Annotated in this window: 20 protein-coding genes and 1 tRNA gene; 7 read left to right on the forward strand and 14 right to left on the reverse strand. The window is 74.1% G+C overall.

What is annotated here, in order from left to right:
* Positions 1-187 precede the first annotated feature (187 nt).
* A complete protein-coding gene (locus OF852_RS05080; RefSeq protein WP_271120719.1) occupies positions 188-838 on the reverse strand; it encodes a TetR/AcrR family transcriptional regulator in 651 nt (216 codons plus the stop codon).
* An 88-nt stretch (positions 839-926) separates the two neighbouring features.
* Between OF852_RS05080 and OF852_RS05085 the strand changes: the two genes are divergently transcribed.
* From OF852_RS05085 to OF852_RS05095, 3 genes are all read left to right on the forward strand, one after another.
* Complete coding sequence (locus OF852_RS05085) at positions 927-2,021, forward strand: App1 family protein (RefSeq protein ID WP_271120720.1); 1,095 nt, start codon at positions 927-929, stop codon at positions 2,019-2,021.
* A 31-nt stretch (positions 2,022-2,052) separates the two neighbouring features.
* Positions 2,053-2,856, forward strand: coding sequence for a class I SAM-dependent methyltransferase (locus OF852_RS05090; protein ID WP_271120721.1), 804 nt, complete (start codon positions 2,053-2,055; stop codon positions 2,854-2,856).
* A 193-nt stretch (positions 2,857-3,049) separates the two neighbouring features.
* Positions 3,050-3,355, forward strand: coding sequence for a hypothetical protein (locus OF852_RS05095; RefSeq protein WP_271120722.1), 306 nt, complete (start codon positions 3,050-3,052; stop codon positions 3,353-3,355).
* A gap of 22 nt (positions 3,356-3,377) precedes the next feature.
* On the opposite strand, the gene OF852_RS05100 is transcribed toward OF852_RS05095, so the two are convergent.
* Together OF852_RS05100 and OF852_RS05105 are read right to left on the reverse strand one after the other, a co-directional pair.
* Positions 3,378-4,574 carry a glycoside hydrolase family 3 N-terminal domain-containing protein gene (locus OF852_RS05100; RefSeq protein ID WP_271120723.1) on the reverse strand — a complete coding sequence of 399 codons (1,197 nt, stop codon included), beginning with the start codon at positions 4,572-4,574 and terminating at the stop codon, positions 3,378-3,380.
* Positions 4,575-4,606: 32 nt separating this feature from the next.
* Positions 4,607-5,086 carry a hypothetical protein gene (locus tag OF852_RS05105; RefSeq protein WP_271120724.1) on the reverse strand — a complete coding sequence of 160 codons (480 nt, stop codon included), beginning with the start codon at positions 5,084-5,086 and terminating at the stop codon, positions 4,607-4,609.
* 85 nt (positions 5,087-5,171) lie between these two features.
* On the opposite strand from OF852_RS05105, the gene OF852_RS05110 reads away from it, so the two are divergent.
* On the forward strand, positions 5,172-5,999 hold the full coding sequence (locus OF852_RS05110) for a UbiA family prenyltransferase (RefSeq protein ID WP_271120725.1): 828 nt from the start codon (positions 5,172-5,174) through the stop codon (positions 5,997-5,999).
* 17 nt (positions 6,000-6,016) lie between these two features.
* On the opposite strand, the gene OF852_RS05115 is transcribed toward OF852_RS05110, so the two are convergent.
* From OF852_RS05115 to OF852_RS05125, 3 genes are read right to left on the reverse strand one after another with little or no spacing between them, the layout of a single operon-like run.
* Entirely contained in the window at positions 6,017-7,405 is a 1,389-nt protein-coding gene (locus OF852_RS05115) for an MFS transporter (protein WP_271120726.1), read from the reverse strand.
* A 9-nt stretch (positions 7,406-7,414) separates the two neighbouring features.
* Positions 7,415-8,152 carry an esterase/lipase family protein gene (locus OF852_RS05120; RefSeq protein ID WP_271120727.1) on the reverse strand — a complete coding sequence of 246 codons (738 nt, stop codon included), beginning with the start codon at positions 8,150-8,152 and terminating at the stop codon, positions 7,415-7,417.
* Complete coding sequence (locus tag OF852_RS05125) at positions 8,149-9,000, reverse strand: alpha/beta fold hydrolase (RefSeq protein WP_271120728.1); 852 nt, start codon at positions 8,998-9,000, stop codon at positions 8,149-8,151. Before OF852_RS05125 ends, OF852_RS05120 begins: the two co-directional genes overlap by 4 nt.
* 38 nt (positions 9,001-9,038) lie before the next feature.
* Here OF852_RS05125 and OF852_RS05130 point away from each other — a divergent pair, with 38 nt between their 5' ends.
* Positions 9,039-10,259, forward strand: coding sequence for a D-arabinono-1,4-lactone oxidase (locus OF852_RS05130; RefSeq protein WP_271120729.1), 1,221 nt, complete (start codon positions 9,039-9,041; stop codon positions 10,257-10,259).
* A 47-nt stretch (positions 10,260-10,306) separates the two neighbouring features.
* Here OF852_RS05130 and OF852_RS05135 read toward each other — a convergent pair whose 3' ends face one another.
* Positions 10,307-11,344, reverse strand: coding sequence for an LLM class flavin-dependent oxidoreductase (locus OF852_RS05135; protein WP_271120730.1), 1,038 nt, complete (start codon positions 11,342-11,344; stop codon positions 10,307-10,309).
* Positions 11,345-11,576: 232 nt separating this feature from the next.
* Between OF852_RS05135 and OF852_RS05140 the strand changes: the two genes are divergently transcribed.
* Positions 11,577-12,275 (forward strand): endonuclease/exonuclease/phosphatase family protein, encoded by a 699-nt coding sequence (locus OF852_RS05140; protein ID WP_271120731.1) that lies wholly within the window; start codon positions 11,577-11,579, stop codon positions 12,273-12,275.
* 33 nt (positions 12,276-12,308) lie between these two features.
* Here the strand turns inward: OF852_RS05140 and OF852_RS05145 are convergent, their stop codons facing one another.
* From OF852_RS05145 to OF852_RS05175, 7 genes are all read right to left on the reverse strand, one after another.
* Positions 12,309-13,664, reverse strand: coding sequence for an LLM class flavin-dependent oxidoreductase (locus OF852_RS05145; protein WP_271121117.1), 1,356 nt, complete (start codon positions 13,662-13,664; stop codon positions 12,309-12,311).
* A 35-nt stretch (positions 13,665-13,699) separates the two neighbouring features.
* A complete protein-coding gene (locus OF852_RS05150) occupies positions 13,700-15,418 on the reverse strand; it encodes a dipeptide ABC transporter ATP-binding protein (protein WP_271120732.1) in 1,719 nt (572 codons plus the stop codon).
* Positions 15,415-16,272 (reverse strand): ABC transporter permease, encoded by an 858-nt coding sequence (locus tag OF852_RS05155; RefSeq protein ID WP_271120733.1) that lies wholly within the window; start codon positions 16,270-16,272, stop codon positions 15,415-15,417. Before OF852_RS05155 ends, OF852_RS05150 begins: the two co-directional genes overlap by 4 nt.
* Positions 16,269-17,279 carry an ABC transporter permease gene (locus tag OF852_RS05160; RefSeq protein ID WP_271120734.1) on the reverse strand — a complete coding sequence of 337 codons (1,011 nt, stop codon included), beginning with the start codon at positions 17,277-17,279 and terminating at the stop codon, positions 16,269-16,271. The genes OF852_RS05155 and OF852_RS05160 overlap by 4 nt, the downstream gene beginning before the upstream one ends.
* A gap of 16 nt (positions 17,280-17,295) precedes the next feature.
* Positions 17,296-18,936: an ABC transporter substrate-binding protein gene (locus tag OF852_RS05165; RefSeq protein WP_271120735.1), complete on the reverse strand. Its 1,641-nt coding sequence runs from the start codon at positions 18,934-18,936 to the stop codon at positions 17,296-17,298.
* A 171-nt stretch (positions 18,937-19,107) separates the two neighbouring features.
* Positions 19,108-20,124 (reverse strand): squalene cyclase, encoded by a 1,017-nt coding sequence (locus tag OF852_RS05170; protein ID WP_271120736.1) that lies wholly within the window; start codon positions 20,122-20,124, stop codon positions 19,108-19,110.
* 98 nt (positions 20,125-20,222) lie between these two features.
* Positions 20,223-20,298: transfer RNA gene (locus OF852_RS05175), tRNA-Ala, on the reverse strand.
* Between the two features lie 99 nt (positions 20,299-20,397).
* Here OF852_RS05175 and OF852_RS05180 point away from each other — a divergent pair.
* Positions 20,398-20,955 (forward strand): antibiotic biosynthesis monooxygenase, encoded by a 558-nt coding sequence (locus OF852_RS05180; protein ID WP_271120737.1) that lies wholly within the window; start codon positions 20,398-20,400, stop codon positions 20,953-20,955.
* The last annotated feature ends 2 nt before the right edge of the window (positions 20,956-20,957 follow it).

Here is a 20,957-nt window from a genome sequence, read left to right on the forward strand (position 1 = left end):
GGGGGTCGGGGATCGTCGCCCGCGCCTCGGAGCGGGGTGGTCACAACCCTATTCGGAGCCTCCGACACGAGACGTCGCGTGACGGTGTCACTCCCAGGCCGCGCACAGGACGGCGCCGGCCCCGGGAACGCGGAAGCGCCGCCGGCCCGAGGGCTCGGCGGCGCTTCGCGAGGATCCGGTGCGCCGGTCAGGCGAGGGGGTTGCCCCAGTACGGCGAGAGGAGCGCGAGCGTCGCCGCCTGCCCGTGGCGGAGGGCGACCTCGCTGCCCTTCGGGTCGGCGAGGAAGGCGTGCGCCGCGATCGCGTCGGACATGACGAGCGCCGACTCGAAGGCCGCACGGGCCTCGTCGCCGCCGTCGACGCCGTAGCGCTCGACGAGGCCGTCGAAGAGCTGGTCGGCGAGGACCGAGTAGGCGGGGCGCTCCTCGCGCGGACGGAGGTCGAGGGTGTCGCCGAGGCGGAGCGAGGCGAAGCCGGGCTCGTGGCGGAAGGCCTCGACGAAGATCTCGAAGGCCGAGCTGAGGCCGGCGGCCCAGTCGGCGTGAGCCTCGGAGCGGAGCTCCTCGAGGACACGGGAGGTGGTGCGCTCCGCATGGCGTGCCGCGAGCGCGTGGAGCACCGCGATGCGGTCGGGGAAGTAGCGGTAGACGGTGCCGATCGAGGCGCCGGCGCGGTCCGCCACCATGGCGGTCGTGAGGCGCTCGTAGCCGATCTCGTCGACGACCTCCGCCGCGGCGTCGAGCAGCGCCGCGAGTCGCGCGGTGCTCCGGGCCTGGACTGGCTCGTTGCGGATGAGCGTCGCAGCCGCGGCGCGCTGTGCGGTCTTCGTGTCGGTCACGGGGGTTCTCCTCTGGGCTGATCCGAGCAAAGTTTAGCGCTCGGAACGTCGGAAAACGTGCAACGGATGCTCATGACACACTGGACGCATGGCCCGGAGGACAGCGCGCAGCGAGCCCCGCATCCAGGTTCCCCACTTCGCGGCCCGCCTCGAGGACCGCTTCCACCGCTTCCGGGAGCGGCGTGGTCGGCGGCGCGGGCTCATCCCGACGATCGTGCCCTTCGCCGGCTACGGCGGCGAGGACTGGGCGCGTGTGCTCGCCCGCGTCATCCTGCTCCCTCCCGACCGCCCCGCCGACGGGCGTTTCACGAACATCCGCGGCTTCCGCAGCTTCCTCTCCATCCCGGTCTCCGACGTCGAGGTCCAGGTGCGGCACGGGGATGCGGTGCGCACGGTGCGCTCGGACCGCGGCGGCGTCGTCGACGGCCGGGTCGAGCTGCGGATGCCGGCCGGCTGGAACGAGGTGGAGCTCGACATCGCGGACGACGCGGTCGCGCCCGTCACGGCGCGCATCGACATCGTCCCCGCGAGCGTGCACACCGGCCTCGTCTCCGACATCGACGACACGGTCATGGTGACCGCGCTCCCCCGCCCCTTCCTCGCGGCCTGGAACAGCTTCGTCCTCAACGAGCACGCGCGGCGACCCGTCGCCGGCATGGCGGTCCTCTACGACCGGGTGCTCCGGCAGTCGCCGGGCTCCGCCGTCGTCTACCTCTCGACGGGCGCATGGAACGTGGCGCCCGCGCTCACCCGCTTCCTGCGGCGCAACCTCTATCCCGCCGGCGCGCTGCTCCTCACCGACTGGGGGCCGACGCACGACCGCTGGTTCCGGTCCGGGCCGGAGCACAAGCGCACGGCGCTGCGCCGGCTCGCCGCCGAGTTCCCGGGCATCCGCTGGATGCTCGTCGGCGACGACGGGCAGCACGACGAGGAGCTCTACGCCGACTTCCTGCGCGAGCACCCGGAGAGCGTGGCCGCGGTCGCGATCCGGCAGCTCACGGCGAGCGAGGCGGTCTTCGCGGGCGGCCGCTCGAAGTCGGAGGACCGCTCGACGGCCGAGACGCCGTGGATCTACGCGCCCGACGGGGCCGGCATCCACGACCAGCTCGTCGACCTCGGTCTCCTCCGCGAGCCGGAGCCGGGTGACGCGCCGCGTGCCGACCACGGTCCCGCCGGGTCGTAACACGGCCCCGGCGCCCCATAGCCTCGACATCGTGACTCGATTCCAAGACGGCTCCGCGGGCGACGCCGACTACGGCACCATCGGCAAGGGCTACGCGAGCATCCGGCGGGCCGACCCTCGCATCGAGCAGCGGGTGTGGGCCGCGCTCGGCTCGGCGCGCCGCGTGCTCAACGTCGGCGCGGGCGGCGGCAGCTACGAGCCCGTCGGCCTCGAGGTGACGGCCGTCGAGCCCTCCGCCTCGATGCGCGCCGAGCGCCCGCCGACCCGCGTGCCCGCGATCGACGCGACCGCGCAGGCCCTCCCCTTCGACGCCGACGTCTTCGACGCGAGCATGGCGAGCGTGACCATCCACCAGTGGCCCGAGCTCGAGAAGGGCCTGCAGGAGATGCGCCGCGTCACCCGCGGCCCGGTCGTGCTGCTCACCTTCGACCCCGTCATCCCCGAGGAGTGGTGGATGCCGGCCTACGTCCCCGAGATCTTCGAGGTCGAGGGGCGCCGGATGCCGAGCATGGAGCGGCTGCGCGCCGCGTTCCCCGGCGACGACGTCGAGATCGAGACGATCCCCGTGCCGGCCGACTGCGTCGACGGCTTCGGCCAGTCCTTCTTCGCGCGCCCCGAGCGCGTCCTCGACCCCGCCGTGCGCCGCGCCTCGATGTCGGCGTGGACCTTCGTCGAGCCGGAGGTCGTCGCGCGCTTCGAGCGCGAGCTCGGCGCCGACCTCGCCTCCGGCGAGTTCGACCGTCGCTGGGGCCGATTCCGCGAGCTCGAGAGCTTCGACGTCGGGCTTCGACTCGTCATCGCGACGCCCCCGGCGGCGCTCACCTTCGACGTCTGAGCGCGCTCGGGGTCCGAGCTCGTCCGCGCCGTCCGCCCGCGACGCGCGGACCGTGCGGTCCACTTGCGGCGTTCTCGCGCCGGGTGTTAGCTTCGCTCAGGTCCGCCCTCACCCCCCCCCCCCCCCGAGTGCGGACACCGGGATGTCCCCCGCATCCCGCGAGTCGTTCCTTACCCTGAGAGGACGCTCGGCAATGCCAGCTGAGTCCGCCGCGGTCGAATCCGGCCTCGCCGTCGCGATGATCCTCGCGCTCGGCGTCACGGCGCTCGTGGCCGTCGCCATGACGGCCATCGTGCTCCAGCGGAGATCGCGGCTCACCCCGCTCCGCGGCGGGCTCAGCATCGGCACCGCGATCGGGGTCGCGATCATCTCGATGCTCGGCATCCTGTCGCTCTCCCCCGCGAGCGCGCAGGCCGCGGGCCGCGAGCTCGCGCCGACCGCCGGGGCGCCCGTGCTCGAGGGTCCCGGCGGGCTCCAGCTCCCGACGCTCGACGACTGAGCCGCGCGGCCGTCGCTCGCGCTCAGCCGAGGGCGTCGCGGCAGAGCGCGTCGCAGGTGCGCGGGAGGCCCAGCTCCGACGCGCCCTGCCGGGCGAGCAGCACCCGGCGGGCGGAGGACTCGATCGCACGGGCGTCGAGCTCGCCGTCCTCGACGGCCCGGGCCGCGCGGGCCGCGAGCTCGTCGACGTCCACCGCCCCGACGTAGAGGAGCAGGTCCGCGCCGGCCGCGAGGGCGGCGACGCCGTTGCGCTCGGCATCGCGGTAGGCGGCGACCCCCGAGCTCTCGAGCATCGTGAGGTCGTCGGTCACGACGATCCCGCGGAAGCCGAGCTCCTCGCGCAGGATGCGGTGCCACTCGGGCGAGAGGGAGGCCGGCTCCGGGGCGATGCGCGGGAAGGCGAGATGCCCCGTCATCACGAGCTCGGCGCCCGCCTCGATGCCGGCCTCGAAGGGCGGCGCCTGCGTCGCGCGCCAGCGGTCGGCCGCCATCGTCGAGCTCGGGATGCCGACATGCGAGTCCTCGGCGGTCGCCCCGTGCCCGGGGAAGTGCTTGAGCGTCGAGAGCACGGTCCCGCGCTCCCCCTCGACGGCTGCGGCGACGCGCGGGGCCGCGGTCGCCGCATCCCCGCCGAGGACCCGGTCGCGGATGAAGGAGCCCGGATCCGCGGTCACGTCCGCGACGATGCCGAGGTTGACGTCGATGCCCGCCCGGGCGACGAGCCGGGCGCGGGCCGCGTAGGCGCGCGCGCTCGCGGCGGGCGGCGCCGCGCGCAGCTCCGGCGCCGCGGGGCCGTCGTCGCCCGGGACGCGCCGCACGATCCCGCCCTCCTGGTCGACGAGCACGAGCGGCGGCGCCGCGGGATCGACCGTGAGCGCCTCGACCGTGCGGCCGAGCGCCCGCGCGCCGCCCGAGGCCGGCACGTTGTCGCCCATGACGATCACGCCGCCCGCGCCGCTCGCCTCGAGTCGGGCGCGGAGGGGACCCGGCTCGGTGCCGGCGACATGGAGGACGACGAGGCTCGCGACCTGCTCCTCGAAGGTCATCGCGTCCAGCCGCGCCTCGACCCAGCGCTCGAGCGGGTCGACGACGAGCTTCGCCGGCGGATCCCAGTCGTAGTCCGGCTCGGCGGCCGGCGCCGAGGTGCAGCCGACGAGCAGGAGCACCGCGAGCCCGGCGGCGCCGAGCGCGCGGACGGGACGGCTCGACCGGCGGCTCACCCGGACAGGCTAGCCTCGCCCGGGCGCCCGCGTCAGTGGGCGGGCGTGTGGTCGAGCCAGGTGAGGCTCGCGAACTCGCCGAACTCGAGGCCGAGGCGGCTCGGATCCTCCGCGACCCAGGTGCGCAGCTCGGGCGACTCGGCGCCCTCGCGCAGCAGCACGTCGACGCCGGCGGGCGTCAGCGCCGAGCGCTCGAAGCGGATCGCGATCGCGTCGCCCTCGGATCCTGCGACGCTCCAGCGGCTGGAGACGAGGCGGAGGAGGCCGCGGCCGCGCCAGACGAACTGCGAGCCGCGGAGGCGGTCGGTGCCGACGACCGTGCGAGGTCCACGACGATGATCGGTGTAGTGCACCGTGTCCGCGAGGACGAGCGGCTCCTCGCGCACGATCGAGTACTCGAAGACCGGGTCCGTGTGCGCGCCGCCCAGCCACATGGGGAAGTTCGTCGCCTTGACGGACCACCGGCCGGGCAGGATGCCGGCGAGCGAGTCGGAAGCGGGTTCGGGAGCCATCGGATCCAGGCTAGCGCCGAGCGAGTCCATCGAAACGCATCGGCTCCCGGTGCGTCGCGGAACGCGGGTCCGTAGCCTTGGGCCCATGCCGCGGACCCTCCTCCTGCTCCTCGGGTCCTCGCATCCCCTGCCGACCGCCGCCGTGACCGCGATCGCCGTGCTCCTCGGCGCGGCGCTCGGACTCGAGCCCTGGCGGCTCGCCGCGCTCGGCGCGGCCGTGCTCGCGGGGCAGCTCGCGATCGGGCTCGCCAACGACTGGCTCGACGCCGAGGAGGATCGCGCGGCCGGCCGTCGCGACAAGCCGGCCGCCCGCGGCGACGTGCCGGTGCGCACCGTGCGCGCCGCGGCGCTCGCGACGGCCGCCGCCTCGCTCCTCCTCGCCGCACCCCTCGGCGGGGGCGCGTGGCTCGCGAACGCGGTGCTCCTCGGCGCGGGACTCGCCTACGACGCCGGGCTCAAGCGCACGCCCCTGTCGCACGCCGCCTACCTCGCCGGCTTCGGCGCGCTGCCCGCGATCGCGGCGCTCAGCATCCAGCCGCCCGCGCTCCCCGCCTGGTGGGCGGTCGCCGCGAGTGCGCTCCTCGGCGGAGCGGCGCACTTCGCGAACGTCCTGCCCGATCTGGAGGCGGATGCCGCGGCCGGCGTGCGCGGCCTGCCGCAGCGGCTCGGGCGGCGCGCCACGACCGCGCTCACGGGCGCACAGCTCGCGGCGGCCGCCGCCGTCATCGTGCTCGGAGCGGGCGCCTCGCCGCTCCTCATCGCCGGACTCGCGCTCGTGCTCGCGAGCGGGGTCGCCGTGCCGATCCTCGCCGCGCGCGCCCCGGCATCCCGTGCGCCCTTCGCGTTCGTCGTGCTCGCCGCCCTCGCCGCGACCGCCATGCTGCTCGCCTCGGGGGGCCGCATCCTCGCGTGACGCGGAGGGGAGGCCCGTCAGGGGCTGACGCGCTCGGCGGCGGCATCCTCCGCCGGATCCGCGCGCGGCCGTGACCGGATCCCGAGCAGCGAGACGACGCCGCCCGCCGCGAGCAGCGCCGCCGTCGCCACCGCCGCGCGCTGGAAGCCCGCGAGATCGAGCTGCCCGCCCACGATGATGCCGAGCAGGGCGATCACGACGAGGCCCGCGACGCGCGAGACGGCGTTGTTGACGGCCGACGCGATCCCGCTCCGGTCCGTCTCGACGGCGCCGAGGATCGCGGAGGTGAGCGGCGAGACCGTGAGGGTGAGCCCCGCGCCGATGAGCAGCATCGCCGGGAGCACCTGCCACCAGTAGTCGAAGCGCTCGCCCACGGTCAGGAGCAGCAGCGAGCCCGCGGCCATCACGACCGGCCCCGCCGCCATGAAGGGGCGCGGCCCGATGCGGCCCGCGAGGGCGCCGACCCGCGAGCTGCCGAGGATCATGATCACCGTGATGGGCAGGCTCGCGAGCCCCGCGAGCGTCGCCGGGAGGCCGGCGCCCGTCTGGAGGTAGACGCCGAGCGCGAAGCCGTTGAGCGAGAGCGCCGCGTACACGAAGAGCGTCGCGATGTTGCCGACCGCGAAGTCGCGCTCGCGGAAGAGGGACAGCGGCATCATCGGCTGCGGCGCGGTCCGCTGGCGCAGGAGGAAGCCCGCGAAGGCGAGGACGCCGCCCGCGAGCGCGACGAGGACCCCGGGATGCGCCCAGCCGAGCCGCTCCTGCTCGATGAGCGCGAAGACGGGCCCGCCGAGCCCGAGCGTGCACAGCACGGCGCCGAGGGCGTCGATCCGGGCGCCCGGCCGGCGCTCGTCCCGCTGGCCGAGCCGCGCGAGCAGCCAGATCACGAGCCCCGCGATCGGCACGTTGATGAGGAAGGCGAGCCGCCAGGAGAGCAGGTCGACGAAGACGCCGCCGACGAGCGGGCCGAGGACCATGGCGCCGCTCGTCATGCCCGTCCAGACCCCGATCGCGCGCCCGCGTGCGGGCCCGGCGAAGTTCGCGGTGATGAGCGCGAGCGAGCTCGGCACGAGGAGCGCGCCCGCGACGCCCTGGAGCGCGCGGGCGACGATGAGCACCTCGATGCTCGGCGCGAGCGCGATGACGAGGCTCGTCGCGCCGAAGCCGACGAGCCCCGCGCGCAGGACGAGGATCCGGCCGAGCACATCGCTCGCGGCGCCCGCGACGAGGATGAGCGCGCCGAGCGTCACGAGATAGGCGTCGACGACCCACTGCTGGCCGGCGAGGCCGCCGCCGAGCTCGCGGTCGATCGCGGGGAGCGCGACCGTCGTGACCGTGCCGTCGAGGAAGGGGACCACCGAGGCGAGCACCGCGACGGCGACGACGAGGCGCTCGCGGCGGTCCATGCGCTCACGCTAGCCCTCGGGCGGGGTCCCGCGCTGGGGCGGCGCCGCGGCATCCCCGTCGGCCTCGTCCACCGCCCGCGCGACCGCTTCGAGCGTCGCGGGATGCCGGAGGATCCCGAAGTGCCCGACGACCGGCAGTACGAGGTTGCGCGCGCCCTCCAGGTGCGAGCCGTTCGGGATGTGGGGGTCGAAGCTCGGCGCGATCGACACGATCCGCGGGTTCGGCTCACGCGAGCGCCCGAGCTCGAGGATCACCGGGTGCGCCGTGCGGAAGTCGCGCATGGGCCGCGGGATCGTCCAGCGCGCGAGTACGGAGCCCGAGAACGGCGTCGCGACCGCGACGAGGCGCGCGACCCGGGCACCCGCGGGCTCGGCGGCGAGCACCCGCTTGCCGATGAGGCCGCCCTTGCTGTGCGCGACGAGGACCGCCCCGTGCGCATCGAGCTCCTCGAGGCGCGCGGCGAGCACGCGCGCCGAGTCGACGATGGGCGCGGCGTTGACCCCCAGCCCGGGCACCGTGTGCACGGGGTGGCCGGCGGCGTGGAGCCGGTCGCCGAGCGCGCGGAGGAAGTGCCAGGTCTCGTAGACGCCCGGCACGAGCACGACGGGCGCCGACTCCCCCGCGTCCCAGTCGCGCGGCACGGGACGGCTCGTGATGCTGCGCGTCCGCATCTGCAGCGCCCAGCGGTAGTCGGCGGCGAGCGCCGCCGCGTGCCGGAGCCCGCCCGGTGTCCGCTCGGGGCTCATCGGGAGGCGTGCTCCGCGATCCGCTCGGCCACCGTCACGGGATCAGTGTGCATGACCACGTGGGCGCCCGCGACCTCCTGGAACGCCGCGTCCGGGGCGAGCCCGGCCAGCGCGCGCGACCACGGCGCGCGGACGATCGCGTCGCGGTCGCCGCACAGCACGAGCACCTTCGCGTCGAGCCCCGGCATGCGGTCCTCGATGCGGTCCGCGAGCATCACCCCCGACTGCCGGAGCAGGTAGCCGGGTCCGCAGCGCAGGAAGTAGTCCGTGACGGCGATCGCGAAGACGCGCGGCGGCTCGCGCAGCGCGTCGAGCAGGAGGTGGGCCGTCGCCGACCAGAAGCGCCGCCGCCCGGGCTCGTTGGTGGGCGCCATGAGCACGATGCGGTCGGTCACGCCGGGGTGCTCGGCCGCGAGCATCGCCACCACCTGCGCGCCCATCGAGTGCCCCACGAGCACCGGGCGGTCGAGGCCGAGCTCGACGAGCATCCCGGCGAGCACGCGGGCGTGGTCCGCGATCGACACCCGGCCCCGGGGGTCGGGGGCGCGGCCGTAGCCGGGCAGGTCGACCACGAAGACCCGGCCGCGGCGCGCGAGCTGGGCGGCGAGGGGACGGAAGTAGCGGGATGAGACGCCGAGACCGTGCACGAGGACGAAGACCGGGTCGTCGCCGTCGGCCGGATCATCCCGCCGCGCGGGGAAGCGCTCGACGACGATCGTGAGGGACTCGTGCTCCTGGCGGCTCGTGAGGTAGCGCGCGCCGTCGATCACGCGCTCCCGGTAGCGGTCCTCCCCCGCGGGTCCCCGGCGTCCGCGGCGTCCGCCGCCGCGGTGCGCCCCCCGATCCATCCGGCGATCCTATCGACGCCCCGCCTAGGCTCGACTGCATGGATGCCGGGCGCAACTGGGGACGCAATCTCGAGTACTCGGCGCGCGAGCTGCACCGGCCGGAGAGCGTGGCCGCGCTCCAGGCGATCGTGCGGGCGTCACGCGGCCTCCGGCCCCTCGGCAGCCGGCACAGCTTCTCGGCCATCGCCGACACGCGCGGCGACCTCGTCGAGACGTCCGCTCTCCCCCGGCTCGTCGAGCTCGACGAGGAGCGCCGCACCGTCGCCGTGACGGGCGGCCTCCGCTACGGCGAGCTCGCCCCCGAGCTGGATGCGCGCGGCTGGGCGCTCGCGAACCTCGCCTCCCTGCCGCACATCTCCATCGCGGGGTCCATCGCGACCGGCACCCACGGCTCGGGCGTCGCCCAGCCGAGCCTCGCCGCCCCCGTCGCGGCGCTCGAGCTCGTCCGCGCGGACGGAGAGCTCGCCCGGATCGAGCGCGGCGACCCCGGCTTCGAGGGCGCGGTCGTCTCGCTCGGCGCGCTCGGCGTCGTCACGCGCGTCGAGCTCGACCTCGTGCCCGCCTTCCGGATGCGGCAGCAGCACTACCAGGGCCTCAGCTGGGATCAGCTCCTCGAGCATCTCGACGAGCTCATGGCCCTCGCCTACTCGGTCGGCGTCTTCACCCGCTGGACGGGCGAGGACCTCGGCACGCTCTGGGTGAAGAGCACGGAGCCGCTGCCGGACGAGGTCCTCGGCGCGCGTCCGGCCGGTGTCGTCGCGAGCCGGGTCGACGACGGCCGCGGCACCGAGCTCGGCGCCGAGGGGCCCTGGCACGAGCGGCTGCCGCACTTCCGGCTCGGCTTCACGCCGTCGAACGGCGACGAGCTGCAGAGCGAGTTCATGGTGCCTCGGGCGCACGCCGTCGAGGCGCTCGAGGGGCTGCGGCGCATCGCCGAGCGGATCGAGCCGCACCTCCACGCGACCGAGCTGCGGACGGTCGCCGCCGAGGGGCTCTGGCTCTCGAGCTCCTTCGAGGCCGACGTGCTCAGCATCGGCTTCACGTGGAAGCACCACCCGGTCGAGGTCGACCGCCTCATCCGCGAGGTCGAGGAGATCGTGCTCCCGCTCGGCGCGCGACCGCACTGGGGCAAGCTCGACCACGCCACCGAGCTGGATCGGCTCTACCCGCGGCTCGACGACTTCCGCGCGCTCGCCGACGAGTGGGATCCGCGCGGCAAGCTGCGCAACGACTACCTCGACCGGAAGCTGTTCCGCTAGACCGCTCTGCTCCGCGCCTCGACCGACGCGCGGGCGGTCGGGCGGCGTCAGCCGGCCAGCAGCTCGCGCACGCGCGGCACCACGACCCCGCCGTACAGCTCGACGCCGTGCAGCAGGTGCTCGTGCGCGAGGGGTCCGCTGGAGTACTTCATGTCGAAGCGGTCGACGCCGAGCGTGCGCACGGTGCTCGCGATCCGCTGCGCCACCGTCTCGGGGCTGCCCACGTAGAGCGAGCCGGCATCCGCCTCCCCCTCGAACTGATCGCGGGAGGCCGGGCCCCAGCCGCGCTCGCCGCCGATGCGGTCGTGCATGAGCTTCCAGCCCGGCCACAGCAGCTCGCGCGCCGCCTCGTCGCTGTCGGCGACGAAGCCGGGCGAGTGCACCCCGACGGGCAGCTTCGGCTGCTCGAGCTGACCGAGGGCGCGCTCGTAGAGATCGACGTAGGGCTTGAAGCGCGCGGGGTCGCCGCCGATGATCGCGAGCATGAGCGGCATCCCGTAGCGGGCGGCGCGCACGACCGACTCGGGGCTGCCGCCGACGCCGATCCAGGTGCGGATGCCGCCCGCGGTCTTCGGGTACACCTCCTGGTCCTTCAGGGGGGCGCGCAGGCGGCCCTCCCAGGTGACCGGGCCCTCCTCGAGCAGGCGGGCGAGGAGGTCGAGCTTCTCCTCGAAGAGCTCCTCGTACTGCGCGAGCGGGTACCCGAAGAGCGGGAAGGACTCGGTGAAGGAGCCGCGGCCCAGGATGATCTCGGCGCGCCCTGCGGAGACGGCATCCAGCGTCGCGAAGCGCTCGAAGACGCGCACCGGGTCGTCGCTCGAGAGCACGGTCACGGCGGTGCCGAGCTTGATGCGCTCGGTCTGCCCGGCGATCGCGGCGAGCACGATCTCGGGGGCGGAGACGGCGAAGTCGTCGCGGTGGTGCTCGCCGATGCCGATGAAGTCGACGCCGAGGCGGTCGGCGGCGACGGCCTGCTCGACGACATTGCGGATGACCTCGGGGTAGGGGATGCGGTTCCCGTCGGCGTCGTGGGTCACGTCGCCGAAGGTGTCGAGCCCGAGCTCGAGGGTGCTGTGGTCGGTCATCGCGCGCCTCCTATGCGTTTGCATGAACCCTAACGGGACGCGCGGATCCGGCATTCCCGCGGAGCGCGGCCGGCGCCCACCCGATCCGGCCTCCACGCGCGCTCCGAACTCCCAGCCGGAAACACGCTCGTCACGCGATCCAGGGCATGATGGTGAAGCACTGCACCCGGTCGGGGACGCGAGACGCGTTCCCCCTCGACCGTCCCCGAGCCGCGAACCGGAGCCCGAACACGTGATCATCGGCAGCTACAACCTCTGGAACAACCAGGCCGCCCACGAGCTCGAGAGCCTCGTCGCCGAGCACTCGATCGACATGCTCTGCCTCCAGGAGGCCGACACGACGAAGCTCCCGGCCGTCATCGGCGACCTCCACCGCGGCGCCTCGACCGAGCGCAACCGCCTCGGCCTCGCCGTCTACTACCGCGAGCCGGCCTTCGACAGCCTCGACACCGCCGTCTGGTCGCTGCCGAAGTCGATTCACGACTACGTCATGTCGCCCGGCGACGAGCGCCTGCTCGCCATCCGCGTGCTCGACCGCGAGACCGAGGAGGAGGTCGTGGTCGCGTCCTTCCACGCCGCCCCGCTCTCGACCGTGAACTCGGTGCGCCGGCGGCAGATCAAGGCGGCGCACACCTTCCTCGCCGAGTGGGCGCCCGGCGTGCCCATGATCATGGTCGGCGACTACAACTACCCGCTGTTCCGCGGCGGCCTCCTCAAGCACATGGACGCCTCCGGTCACGAGGTGCGCTTCAGCGACTCGCACACCTACAAGCGCTACCGCTACATCAAGGGGCACTTCGACTTCGTGACCTCGATGTCGATGATGATCGAGTCCGTCGCGACCCTGCCCAAGGGCGCGAGCGACCACCACCCCGTGCTCGTGCACGCGCGCCCCGCGGGCGAGCTCGTCGAGGTGCCGGCCGAGGCCTAGCCGCCCGCCCCGCGGAGGCGCGGCCGCGAGGGCTCAGCGCGAGAGCACGACCTCGTCGATCGAGGAGGCGTGGCCGAAGGCGCCGCGGTAGCGTGCCGCGGGATGCCGCCCGTTGAGCCGCGCGTCGCCGAACAGCTTCTGCCGCAGCGGACCCGGCGCGTACTCCTCCTGCGCGAGGCCGCGGCGGCGCAGCTCCGGCAGCACCTCCGAGGCGAACTCCTCGAAGGAGCCGGGGATCACCCAGTTGATGACGTTGATGCCGTCGACCCCGGCATCCTGCCAGGTCTCGATCTGGTCGGCGATCGACTCCGGGGTCCCGACGACGCGCGTCGCGCGCGAGCGCTGGAGGGCGAGATCGGCGACGAGCGGCTCGCGGTCGCGCACGGCCCGCGAGGCCCAGTCGAGGAAGCCGCGCGCCGTGTTCGTCTCGACCTCGCGCAGCGGGGTCTCCGGCGGGTACACCCGGCCGCGCTGGTCGACGATCGCGGCGTGCGCCGAGTAGCCGTCGACGCTCACCCACTCCTCGACCTCGGCGGCCTTGCGCCGCGCCTCCTCCTCGGTCGAGCCGACGATGAAGCTGAGCCCCTGGAAGAACTTCAGGTCGTCGGCTCGGCGCCCAAAGCCGACCGCGAGCGCGCGCGTCTCGGCGATCTGCTGCCGCGCGATCTCGGGGGTCGGCGCGATGATGAAGGTCGCCTCCGCGTGGCGGGCGGCGAAGCGCCGTCCGTCGGAGGAGGAGCCCGCCTGGTAGAGCAGCGGGGTGCGCTGCGGCGAGGGCGAGGGCAGGTGCGGCCCCTCGACCCGGTACCGCTCCCCCACGTGGTTGATCTTGTGGATGCGGTCCGGGTCCGAGTACCGGCCGCCGGCGCGGTCCTTGAGGAGCGCGTCGTCGTCCCAGGAGCCCTCCCACAGCTTGTAGACGACATCCACGTACTCCTCCGCCCAGCGGTAGCGCTCGGCGTGCTCGGGGAGACGGGTGAGGCCGAAGTTGCGGGCGGCGTTGTCCTGGGTGCCGGTGACGATGTTCCAGGCGACCCGGCCGCGCGAGATGTGGTCGAGCGTCGAGACCTGCCGCGCGAAATTGAAGGGGTGGTTCTGGAGGATGTTCGAGGTGAGCGCGAGCCCGATCTCGCTCGTCTGCACGGCGAGCGCGCCGAGGAGCACGGTCGGGTCGTTGCTCGGTATCTGGAGCCCCTCCCGCACGTAGACGTCGAAATCGGCGTCCGCGTCGCCGTAGAGCCCGCTCACGTCGGCGAAGAACATGGCGTCGAAGCGGGCGTCCTCGAGGAGCCGGGCGAGCCGGATCCAGGTGCCGACATCCTCGAAGTCGACCTGCCCGGCGTCCTCGCGCCGCCACTGGCCGTGGTGGATGTGCGACGCCGTGTTCATGACGAAGGCGTTGTAGTGCAGCACGGGACGCTCGCTCACGGCCGCGCTCCTCTCGCTCGGGCCCCCGGATCGAAGGCGGGGATGGATCCGATGAGCTCCCGCGTGTACGGATCCTGCGGTCGCTCGAAGACGTCCTCGACGTCGCCCTGCTCGACGACGCGGCCGCCCTGCATGACGAGGACGCGGTCGGCGAGGTGGGCGACGACGCCGAGGTCGTGGGTGATGAAGACGTAGGCGAGCCCGCGCTCGCGCTGGAGGTCGACGAGGAGGTCGAGGATCTGCGCCTGGATGGACACGTCGAGCGCCGAGACGGCCTCGTCGAGGACGATGATCTCGGGCTCCGGCGCGAGGGCGCGGGCGATCGCGACGCGCTGCCGCTGCCCGCCGGAGAGCGTCAGCGGGAAGCGCCGGCGGACCTGGGCGGGGAGCCCGACGGCGGCGAGCAGCTCGTCGACCCGGGCCTCCCGGCTTCGCGCCGCGCCGCCGGCCGGGAGGGCGTCGAGGAGGATGCGCTCGACATTCCAGCGCGGGTCGAAGGAGCTCAGCGGGTCCTGCACGACCGTCGTGATGCGGCGGCGGCGCGCACGGCGGCGGCGCTCGGGGATGCCGGTCCAGGCCTCGCCGAGGAGGCGCACCTCCCCCGCGTCCGGCCTCTCGAGCCCCAGGACGATGCGCCCCGTCGTGCTCTTGCCGGAGCCGGACTCGCCGACGATGCCGAGCGTCTCGCCTCGTCGCAGCTCGAATCCGACGTCGGCGACCGCGAGCTGCGTGCTCCCGCCGCGGCGGCGGAAGCGCTTGACGAGGCCGCGCGCCTCGAGGACCGCCTCCCCCGACCGCGTCCGGGCGACCGCGGGCTCGGCGGGCGACGCCGCATCCCCGGACGCCGGCACGAGCCGCGCGCCCCGAGTCGCCGCGCCCGGCACCGCCGCGATGAGCGCGCGCGTGTACGGATGCTGCGGATCGGCGAGCACCGCCCCCGCCTCGCCCTGCTCGACGACCTCGCCGCCGCGTATGACGAGCACCTCGTCGGCGAGTCGGGAGACCACCGAGAGGTCGTGGCTGATGAGGATGATCGAGGTGCCGCGGTCCTTCGCGGCCTCGAGGAGGTCGAGCACCTGCGCCTGGACGGTGACGTCGAGCGCCGTCGTCGGCTCGTCGGCGACGAGCAGGCCCGGGTCGAGCGCGATCGCGGAGGCGATCAGCGCGCGCTGGCGCAGGCCCCCCGAGAGCTCGTCGGGGCGCTGGCCGGCGCGCACCTCGGGCTCCGGCACGCCGACGCTGCGGAGCAGCTCGAGCACGCGGCGGCGCCGGTCGGCGCGGCCGCCCCAGCCGTGCAGGCGCAGCGCCTCGTCGATCTCGCGCCCGACCGGGCGCAGCGGGTCGAGCGAGACGAGCGCGTCCTGCAGCACGAAGCCGATGTGCGCGCCGCGCAGGCGCCGCCAGTCGGCGGCGGAGCGGCCGCGGAGCTCCTCGTCGCCGAGGCGCAGCGTCGCCGCCTCGACGACCGCGCCCTGGCCCGTGAGCCCGACGAGCGAGCGGGCGGTGACGCTCTTGCCCGATCCCGACTCGCCGACGATGGCGAGGCAGCGGCCCGGCTCCAGCCGGAAGGAGACATCCTGGACGACGGGGCGCACCCCGCCCTCCCGTCGGAACCCGACCGCGAGGTGCTCGACCTCGAGGGTGCGCGCCGGGGGCGACACGGCATCCCCGCCCGCACGGAGGCGCTCCGGCAGCTGCAGCTCGACGGCGGTCATCGCTCGCCCTTCTCGATGAGGCGCTGGATGTGGGAGCCGAGGGTCGTCGTCGTGAGCGCGAGCACGACGATGACGAGGCCCGGGATGACGACGAGCCAGCCCGCCTGGGTCACGTAGGGGCGGCCCGCGTCGAGCAGCGCGCCCCACTCGGAGGCGGGCGGCGCGACGCCGAGGCCGAGGAAGGCGAGGCTGGAGGCCCACACGATCGACTGCCCGATCGAGAGCATGACGATCGCGACGAGCGGCCGGATCGCGTTCGGCGCGATGTGGGCGCGGAGGATCCGCCACGGCGTGTGCCCGAGGGCGGTCGCCGCCTCGATGTAGGCGGAGCGGCGGACGCTGAGCACCTGGCCTCGGATCATGCGGGCGTAGCCGGGCGCCGTGCCGATGCCGACCGCGACGACCTGCGTCCAGGCGGATGACCCGAGGATCGCGACGAGGAGCAGCGCGAGCAGGAGCGCCGGGAAGGCGAAGAGCACCTCCACGAGGCGGTCGACGACGATCGCGATCGGCGTCGGCGCGAGGGCCGCCGCGCTGCCGAGCACGAGCGCGATCGAGATGCTGAGCGCCGTCGCGCCGCCCCCGATGAGCAGCGACTCGCGCGTGCCGTGCACGATGCGGCTGTAGAGGTCGCGGCCGGATTCGTCCGTGCCGAGCCAGTGCGCACCCGAGGGCGCCTGGAGCGCCGCCGCGAAGTCGAGCTCCGTCGGGTCGTGGGTCGCGAGCACGCCCGGCGCGGCGGCCGCGAGCGCGTAGAGCGCGAGCACGGCGCCGGCGACGACGAAGCCGGGGTCGATGCGTCGCAGCCGGGAGGCGACACGGCGGGCGACGGGAGGGGCGGCCTGGGTGGTCATGCGGCACCGCGCAATCTGGGGTCGATGAGCTGGGTCGCGAGGTCGACGAGCAGGTTCGCGAGGAGGTAGAGCGCGGCGATGAGCACGACGACGCCGGTCACGACGGGGAGATCCTGCGTGTTCACCGCGGTCACGAGCACACGGCCGATGCCGGCCCGCGAGAACACCGTCTCGACGACGACGGCACCCGAGATGGTCGCGCCGAGCGCCCATCCCGAGAGCGCGACGGCCGGGAGGGAGGCGTGCCGGAGCACGTGGCGGAGCCGGACTCCCGCATCCCCCATCCCCCGCATCCGCGCGGTGAGGGCGAAGGGCTGCTCGAGCGAGCGCTCGAACTCGGTGCGGGTCGCCTGCCCCATGAAGCCGGCGAGCGGGATCGCGAGGGTGAGCGCCGGGAGCAGGATGCCCTCCGGACCGCTGCCGCCGATGACCGGGAACCAGCCGAGGCCGAGCGAGAAGACGAGGAGCAGGATGACGCCGAGCCAGTAGTGCGGGAGACCTGCCGCGGTCGTATCCACCGCGGAGCCGAGCGCGCGGAGCACCCGTCCGCGGCCGGCCGTGAGCACGACCCAGACGGTCATGAGCAGCCAGGCGATCACGAGCGTCGCCGCCGTGAGCGCGAGGGTGGGGAGCAGCTGCTCGCCGATGATGTCGGCGACCGGCCGGTACTGCTGATACGAGGTGCCGAGGTCCCCGCGGAGCAGGCCGCCGAGGTAGTGGCCGTACTGGACGAGCAGTGGATCCTGGAGGCCGTACTGCTCGTTGATCCTCGCCAGCTCCTCGGGGGTGCGCTCGATGGCCTGGCCGGCGCGTATGTTGAAGATGACGGTCGCGCGGTCGCCCGGCAGCGCGGCCTGCGCGAGGAACGCGGCCGTCGCGGCGCCCCAGAGGACGGCGACGGAGCTGATCGCGCGGAGGCCGACGGCGCCCGCGATGCGACCCGCGGCCCGGCGGCGGCTGGGCCCGACACCGGGCCCGGGGCGGGCGGCGACCGGCCCGGCGGTCACCGCCGCGCCGGCGAGCTCACTCGACGAAGTAGGCATCGTGGAACACCGGTCCTCCCTGCGCGTGCTCCTGCCAGACGTCCTTGACGAAGGGCGAGACGGCGAGCGTCGAGAGCCGGTCGTAGAGGCCGATCGAGTACGCCTTGTCGGCGATGAGCTCCTGCGCCTGGGCGTAGAGGGCGTTCTGCTCCTCGATGTCGCTCGTCGCGTCCGCCTCGGCGATGATCGCCTCGAGCTCGGCGTCGTCGGAGAAGGCGGCGTTGTTGAAATTCGGCTTCTCCTGGGTGCCGACCTTCCAGTTGATGCGGAGGATGCCGCTCGTCACCGCCGTCCAGTAGCCCGCGTTGATGTCGCGCTCCGAGGGCTTTGAGTACGCGCCGCCGAAGAAGGCGCTCTGCGGGACGGGGATCAGCTCGACGTCGAAGCCCGTCTCCTTCGCCTGCTGCTGGACGCCCTGCAGGATCGAGGCGCCGTCGGTGTTGATGATGGAGCCGGCACCGTAGGGCAGGATCACGCTGAGCGGCTCGCCGTCCTTCTCGCGGATGCCGTCCGCGCCGAGCGTCCAGCCGGCCCCGTCGAGGAGCTCGGCCGCCTGCTCGGGGTCGTAGTCGTAGCGGTTCGCCGCATCCTCGCTCCAGCCGGGCGTCGACCGGCTCACGCCCCCGTTGCCTTCGACGGGGATGACGCCCCGGCCGACCGTCTCGACGATCGCGTCGCGGTCGAGGCTGTAGGCGAAGGCCTGGCGGACGCGCTCGTCCGTGAACGGACCCTCCTGCGTGTTGAAGCTGAGCTGCTGGGGGCGGCCCGCCGTCACGTAGCGGTGGAGCTCCCAGGCCTCCGAGTCGAGCCCCGCCCACTCGATCGCCGGGACGTCGTAGATCGCGTCGGCCTCATCCGAGCGGAGCGCCGCGACGCGGGTCGTCGGGTCGGCGACGAAGCGCCAGTCGACCCCCTCGACCTTCGCGGGGCCCTCGTGCTTCGCGTTCGCGGGCCAGGAGGTGTAGTCGTCGTTGCGGATGAGCTGGATCGACTCGCCGCGCTTCCACTCGCCGACCGTGAACGCGCCCGAGCCGATGGGCTGCTCGCAGTTCTCCTCCTCGCTGCGGGTCTCGAGCGCCTGCTGCGACTGGATGCCGAAGTAGCCCTGCGAGACCGTCTCGGCGAGGCGCGGATAGGGCGAGCGCAGCTCGAGCTCGACGTCGAGCTCGCCGACCGCCTCCGCGCCCGCGACGGCGTCCTCGAGCCAGACGACGGCGGTGCTGTTGCCGCCCGCGAGCCAGAACTCGACGTTCGCGGCGACGGCCTCGGCGTCGACGGGCGTGCCGTCGGTGAACTCGACATCCGGCTTGAGATGGAAGGTCCAGGCGAGCCCGTCCTCGCTCTCCTCCCAGCTCTCCGCGAGCCAGGGCACCGCGACCCCGTCCTCGCCGAGCGAGGTGAGGTTGTCGAGCACGTTGTAGGAGAGGTAGGCCTGCTCGATCCAGCCGCCGAAGACGCAGGCGGGCTCCTGCTGGTGCGCGTACACGATCGTGCCGCCCTCGACCGGCTTCGCGTCATCGCCCGGTCCCGCGTTCGCGGCGCCGCCGCAGCCGGCGAGGAGGAGCGCGATCGCGGTCGCGCCGGCGAGGGGCAGGGATCGGGATGCGGGCAGTGCGGGCATGGTCGCCTTCCGGGTGTGCGCGGGGTGCGGTGCCGAGGTGCATTCGGCGGTGCGGTGCCCTCACGCTAGGAAGCCGCCGACAGGCTGTCACCTCCGCGTCGTCACACTCGGACGCGGCTCGTCTCGTGGCGAAAGACGGCGTAGCACGGCGTCATGCGCGGTCACGAGGCGTCACGCGGCGGTGCGCGCCGCATCCCACCAGTCGAGGACCCGCGTGCCGTAGAGGGTGAGCCACTTCGAGCGCTCCCCGACCGGCACGTCGACCTCGAACCAGACGCGGCCGGGGTGCCGGCGCTCCTGGATCCAGGTGCCGTCGGCCTGCCGGTCGGCGTGCACCGCCTCGACCGCCTCCGCGAGACGCGGATCCGGCTCGGCGCCATCGTGCGCGGCGGCTCGGCGGAAGTGGTCGAGCGCGTTCATCGCGCTGTAGACCCAGCGGAAGGGGTAGGCGACGTGGGTCGCCCAGGGCGCGACCTTGTCGCCGGTGCTCGCCCGGAAGAGGAGATGCCGCTCGAGCAGGTAGGCCTCGCCGCGGTGCCGTGCGGCCGCGAGCTCGGCATCGCCGCCGACCAGCTCCTCGAAGGCGAGCAGGCCCTTCAGCGTGTTGATCGTCGAGTGGAACGACGCGCGCGTCGAGCCGTCGACCCAGGCGCAGTTCCAGCCGCCCTCGGCCATCTCGTGATCGAGGAACCACTGCCGCAGCAGCGCGAGCTTCTCGGGATCGGCGCCCAGCCACTGCCCGTTCGCGAGGGTCATGCCGTTGATGCAGGCGTCGACCTCGCCCGACCAGTAGGGCAGCTCGTCGTACTCCCACCGGCTCACCGCGTCGATGCGCTCGGCCGTGTCGCCGAGCACCGCGGGGTCGGCGCCCCACTCGCGAAGCGAGGTGAGGCTCCACGTCGTCGCGATCCAGGGCTGGGCCTGCTCGCCGTCGTCGTCGGGATGCGGCGGCTCGTCCGGCGCCGGGTCGCCCTGCCAGGACTCCCCCGGGAAGTAGGCCCCGCCCGCCCACTGGCCGTCGGCGCCCTGCTTCGCCAGGAGGCGCGCACCCCAGCCCTCCCGGCTCACGCGGGCCCTGGTCGCCTCCCAAACCTCGGGCGGCGCACCCTGCAGGTCGCGCTCGACCTGCCAGCGGATCGCCGGGTCGGAGTCCAGCAGCCAGTCGAGGGTCGTCGCATCCAGGCTCATGCCCGGCACGCTACTCCGGACCGCCGACGACGGCGAGGGGTCTGCCTCGACAAGACCAGAGCCCCGCCTGCCGGTGGAAGCGGCGAGCGGGGCTCTGATGGTGGACCTGAGGGGATTCGAACCCCTGACCCCCTGCATGCCATGCAGGTGCGCTACCAACTGCGCCACAGGCCCGTGGCCCCGTTCGGGGCAACTGGACCAGAATACAACACTCTCGCGCCCTCGCCGAACCGGGTGGCGTCCGGCGGCCCCGCCACCCGGCAGGATGGTGCCATGACCACCCAGCCCGTCACGATCTCCATCACCCGCACCGTCGACCCGGGTCGCGCGAAGGAGGTCGCCGCGTGGGCGCGGGCGGGTCAGGATCTGCTCGCCGCGAGCCCCGGCTATCTCGGCTCGGGCTGGGTGAAGTCGGAGCCGGACGGCCGCGAGTGGCACATGCTGTTCCGGTTCGAGGATGCCGCGAGCCTCGACGGCTGGCAGCGCTCCCCCGAGCGCGCCTGGTGGATCTCGACCGCGACAGGCCTCGTCGAGGGCGAGCACGAGGAGCGCCGCACCGGCATCGAGGGCTGGTTCGACGAGCCGGCGAGCGTGGAGGTCGTGCGCCCTGCGCCGCCGGCACCGCCGCGGTGGAAGCAGATGGTCGCGATCTTCCTCGTCTTCTACCCGCTCAGCGTCGGCGGCAACGCCCTGCTCGGCCTCTTCGCGGGCGACTGGCCCCTCGGGCTGCGGGTGCTCCTGCTCGTCGTCCTCGTGACGCCGATCATGACCTACCTCGCGCTGCCGCTCGTGACGCGGGCGCTGCGGCCCTGGCTGCTCCGCGGGCGCTGAGC

Source organism: Homoserinibacter sp. YIM 151385, from assembly GCF_027912415.1.
Classification (GTDB): Bacteria; Actinomycetota; Actinomycetes; order Actinomycetales; family Microbacteriaceae; genus Schumannella.

What these genes read in the sequence shown, in the direction of transcription:
- OF852_RS05085 (WP_271120720.1), top strand. Translation starts at nt 927, where the DNA reads ATGGCCCGGAGGACAGCGCGCAGCGAGCCCCGCATCCAGGTTCCCCAC.
- OF852_RS05095 (WP_271120722.1), top strand. Translation starts at nt 3,050, where the DNA reads ATGCCAGCTGAGTCCGCCGCGGTCGAATCCGGCCTCGCCGTCGCGATG.
- OF852_RS05105 (WP_271120724.1), bottom strand. Translation starts at nt 5,086, where the DNA reads ATGGCTCCCGAACCCGCTTCCGACTCGCTCGCCGGCATCCTGCCCGGC.
- OF852_RS05110 (WP_271120725.1), top strand. Translation starts at nt 5,172, where the DNA reads ATGCCGCGGACCCTCCTCCTGCTCCTCGGGTCCTCGCATCCCCTGCCG.
- OF852_RS05115 (WP_271120726.1), bottom strand. Translation starts at nt 7,405, where the DNA reads ATGGACCGCCGCGAGCGCCTCGTCGTCGCCGTCGCGGTGCTCGCCTCG.
- OF852_RS05120 (WP_271120727.1), bottom strand. Translation starts at nt 8,152, where the DNA reads ATGAGCCCCGAGCGGACACCGGGCGGGCTCCGGCACGCGGCGGCGCTC.
- OF852_RS05125 (WP_271120728.1), bottom strand. Translation starts at nt 9,000, where the DNA reads ATGGATCGGGGGGCGCACCGCGGCGGCGGACGCCGCGGACGCCGGGGA.
- OF852_RS05130 (WP_271120729.1), top strand. Translation starts at nt 9,039, where the DNA reads ATGGATGCCGGGCGCAACTGGGGACGCAATCTCGAGTACTCGGCGCGC.
- OF852_RS05135 (WP_271120730.1), bottom strand. Translation starts at nt 11,344, where the DNA reads ATGACCGACCACAGCACCCTCGAGCTCGGGCTCGACACCTTCGGCGAC.
- OF852_RS05145 (WP_271121117.1), bottom strand. Translation starts at nt 13,664, where the DNA reads ATGAACACGGCGTCGCACATCCACCACGGCCAGTGGCGGCGCGAGGAC.
- OF852_RS05150 (WP_271120732.1), bottom strand. Translation starts at nt 15,418, where the DNA reads ATGACCGCCGTCGAGCTGCAGCTGCCGGAGCGCCTCCGTGCGGGCGGG.
- OF852_RS05155 (WP_271120733.1), bottom strand. Translation starts at nt 16,272, where the DNA reads ATGACCACCCAGGCCGCCCCTCCCGTCGCCCGCCGTGTCGCCTCCCGG.
- OF852_RS05165 (WP_271120735.1), bottom strand. Translation starts at nt 18,936, where the DNA reads ATGCCCGCACTGCCCGCATCCCGATCCCTGCCCCTCGCCGGCGCGACC.
- OF852_RS05170 (WP_271120736.1), bottom strand. Translation starts at nt 20,124, where the DNA reads ATGAGCCTGGATGCGACGACCCTCGACTGGCTGCTGGACTCCGACCCG.
- OF852_RS05180 (WP_271120737.1), top strand. Translation starts at nt 20,398, where the DNA reads ATGACCACCCAGCCCGTCACGATCTCCATCACCCGCACCGTCGACCCG.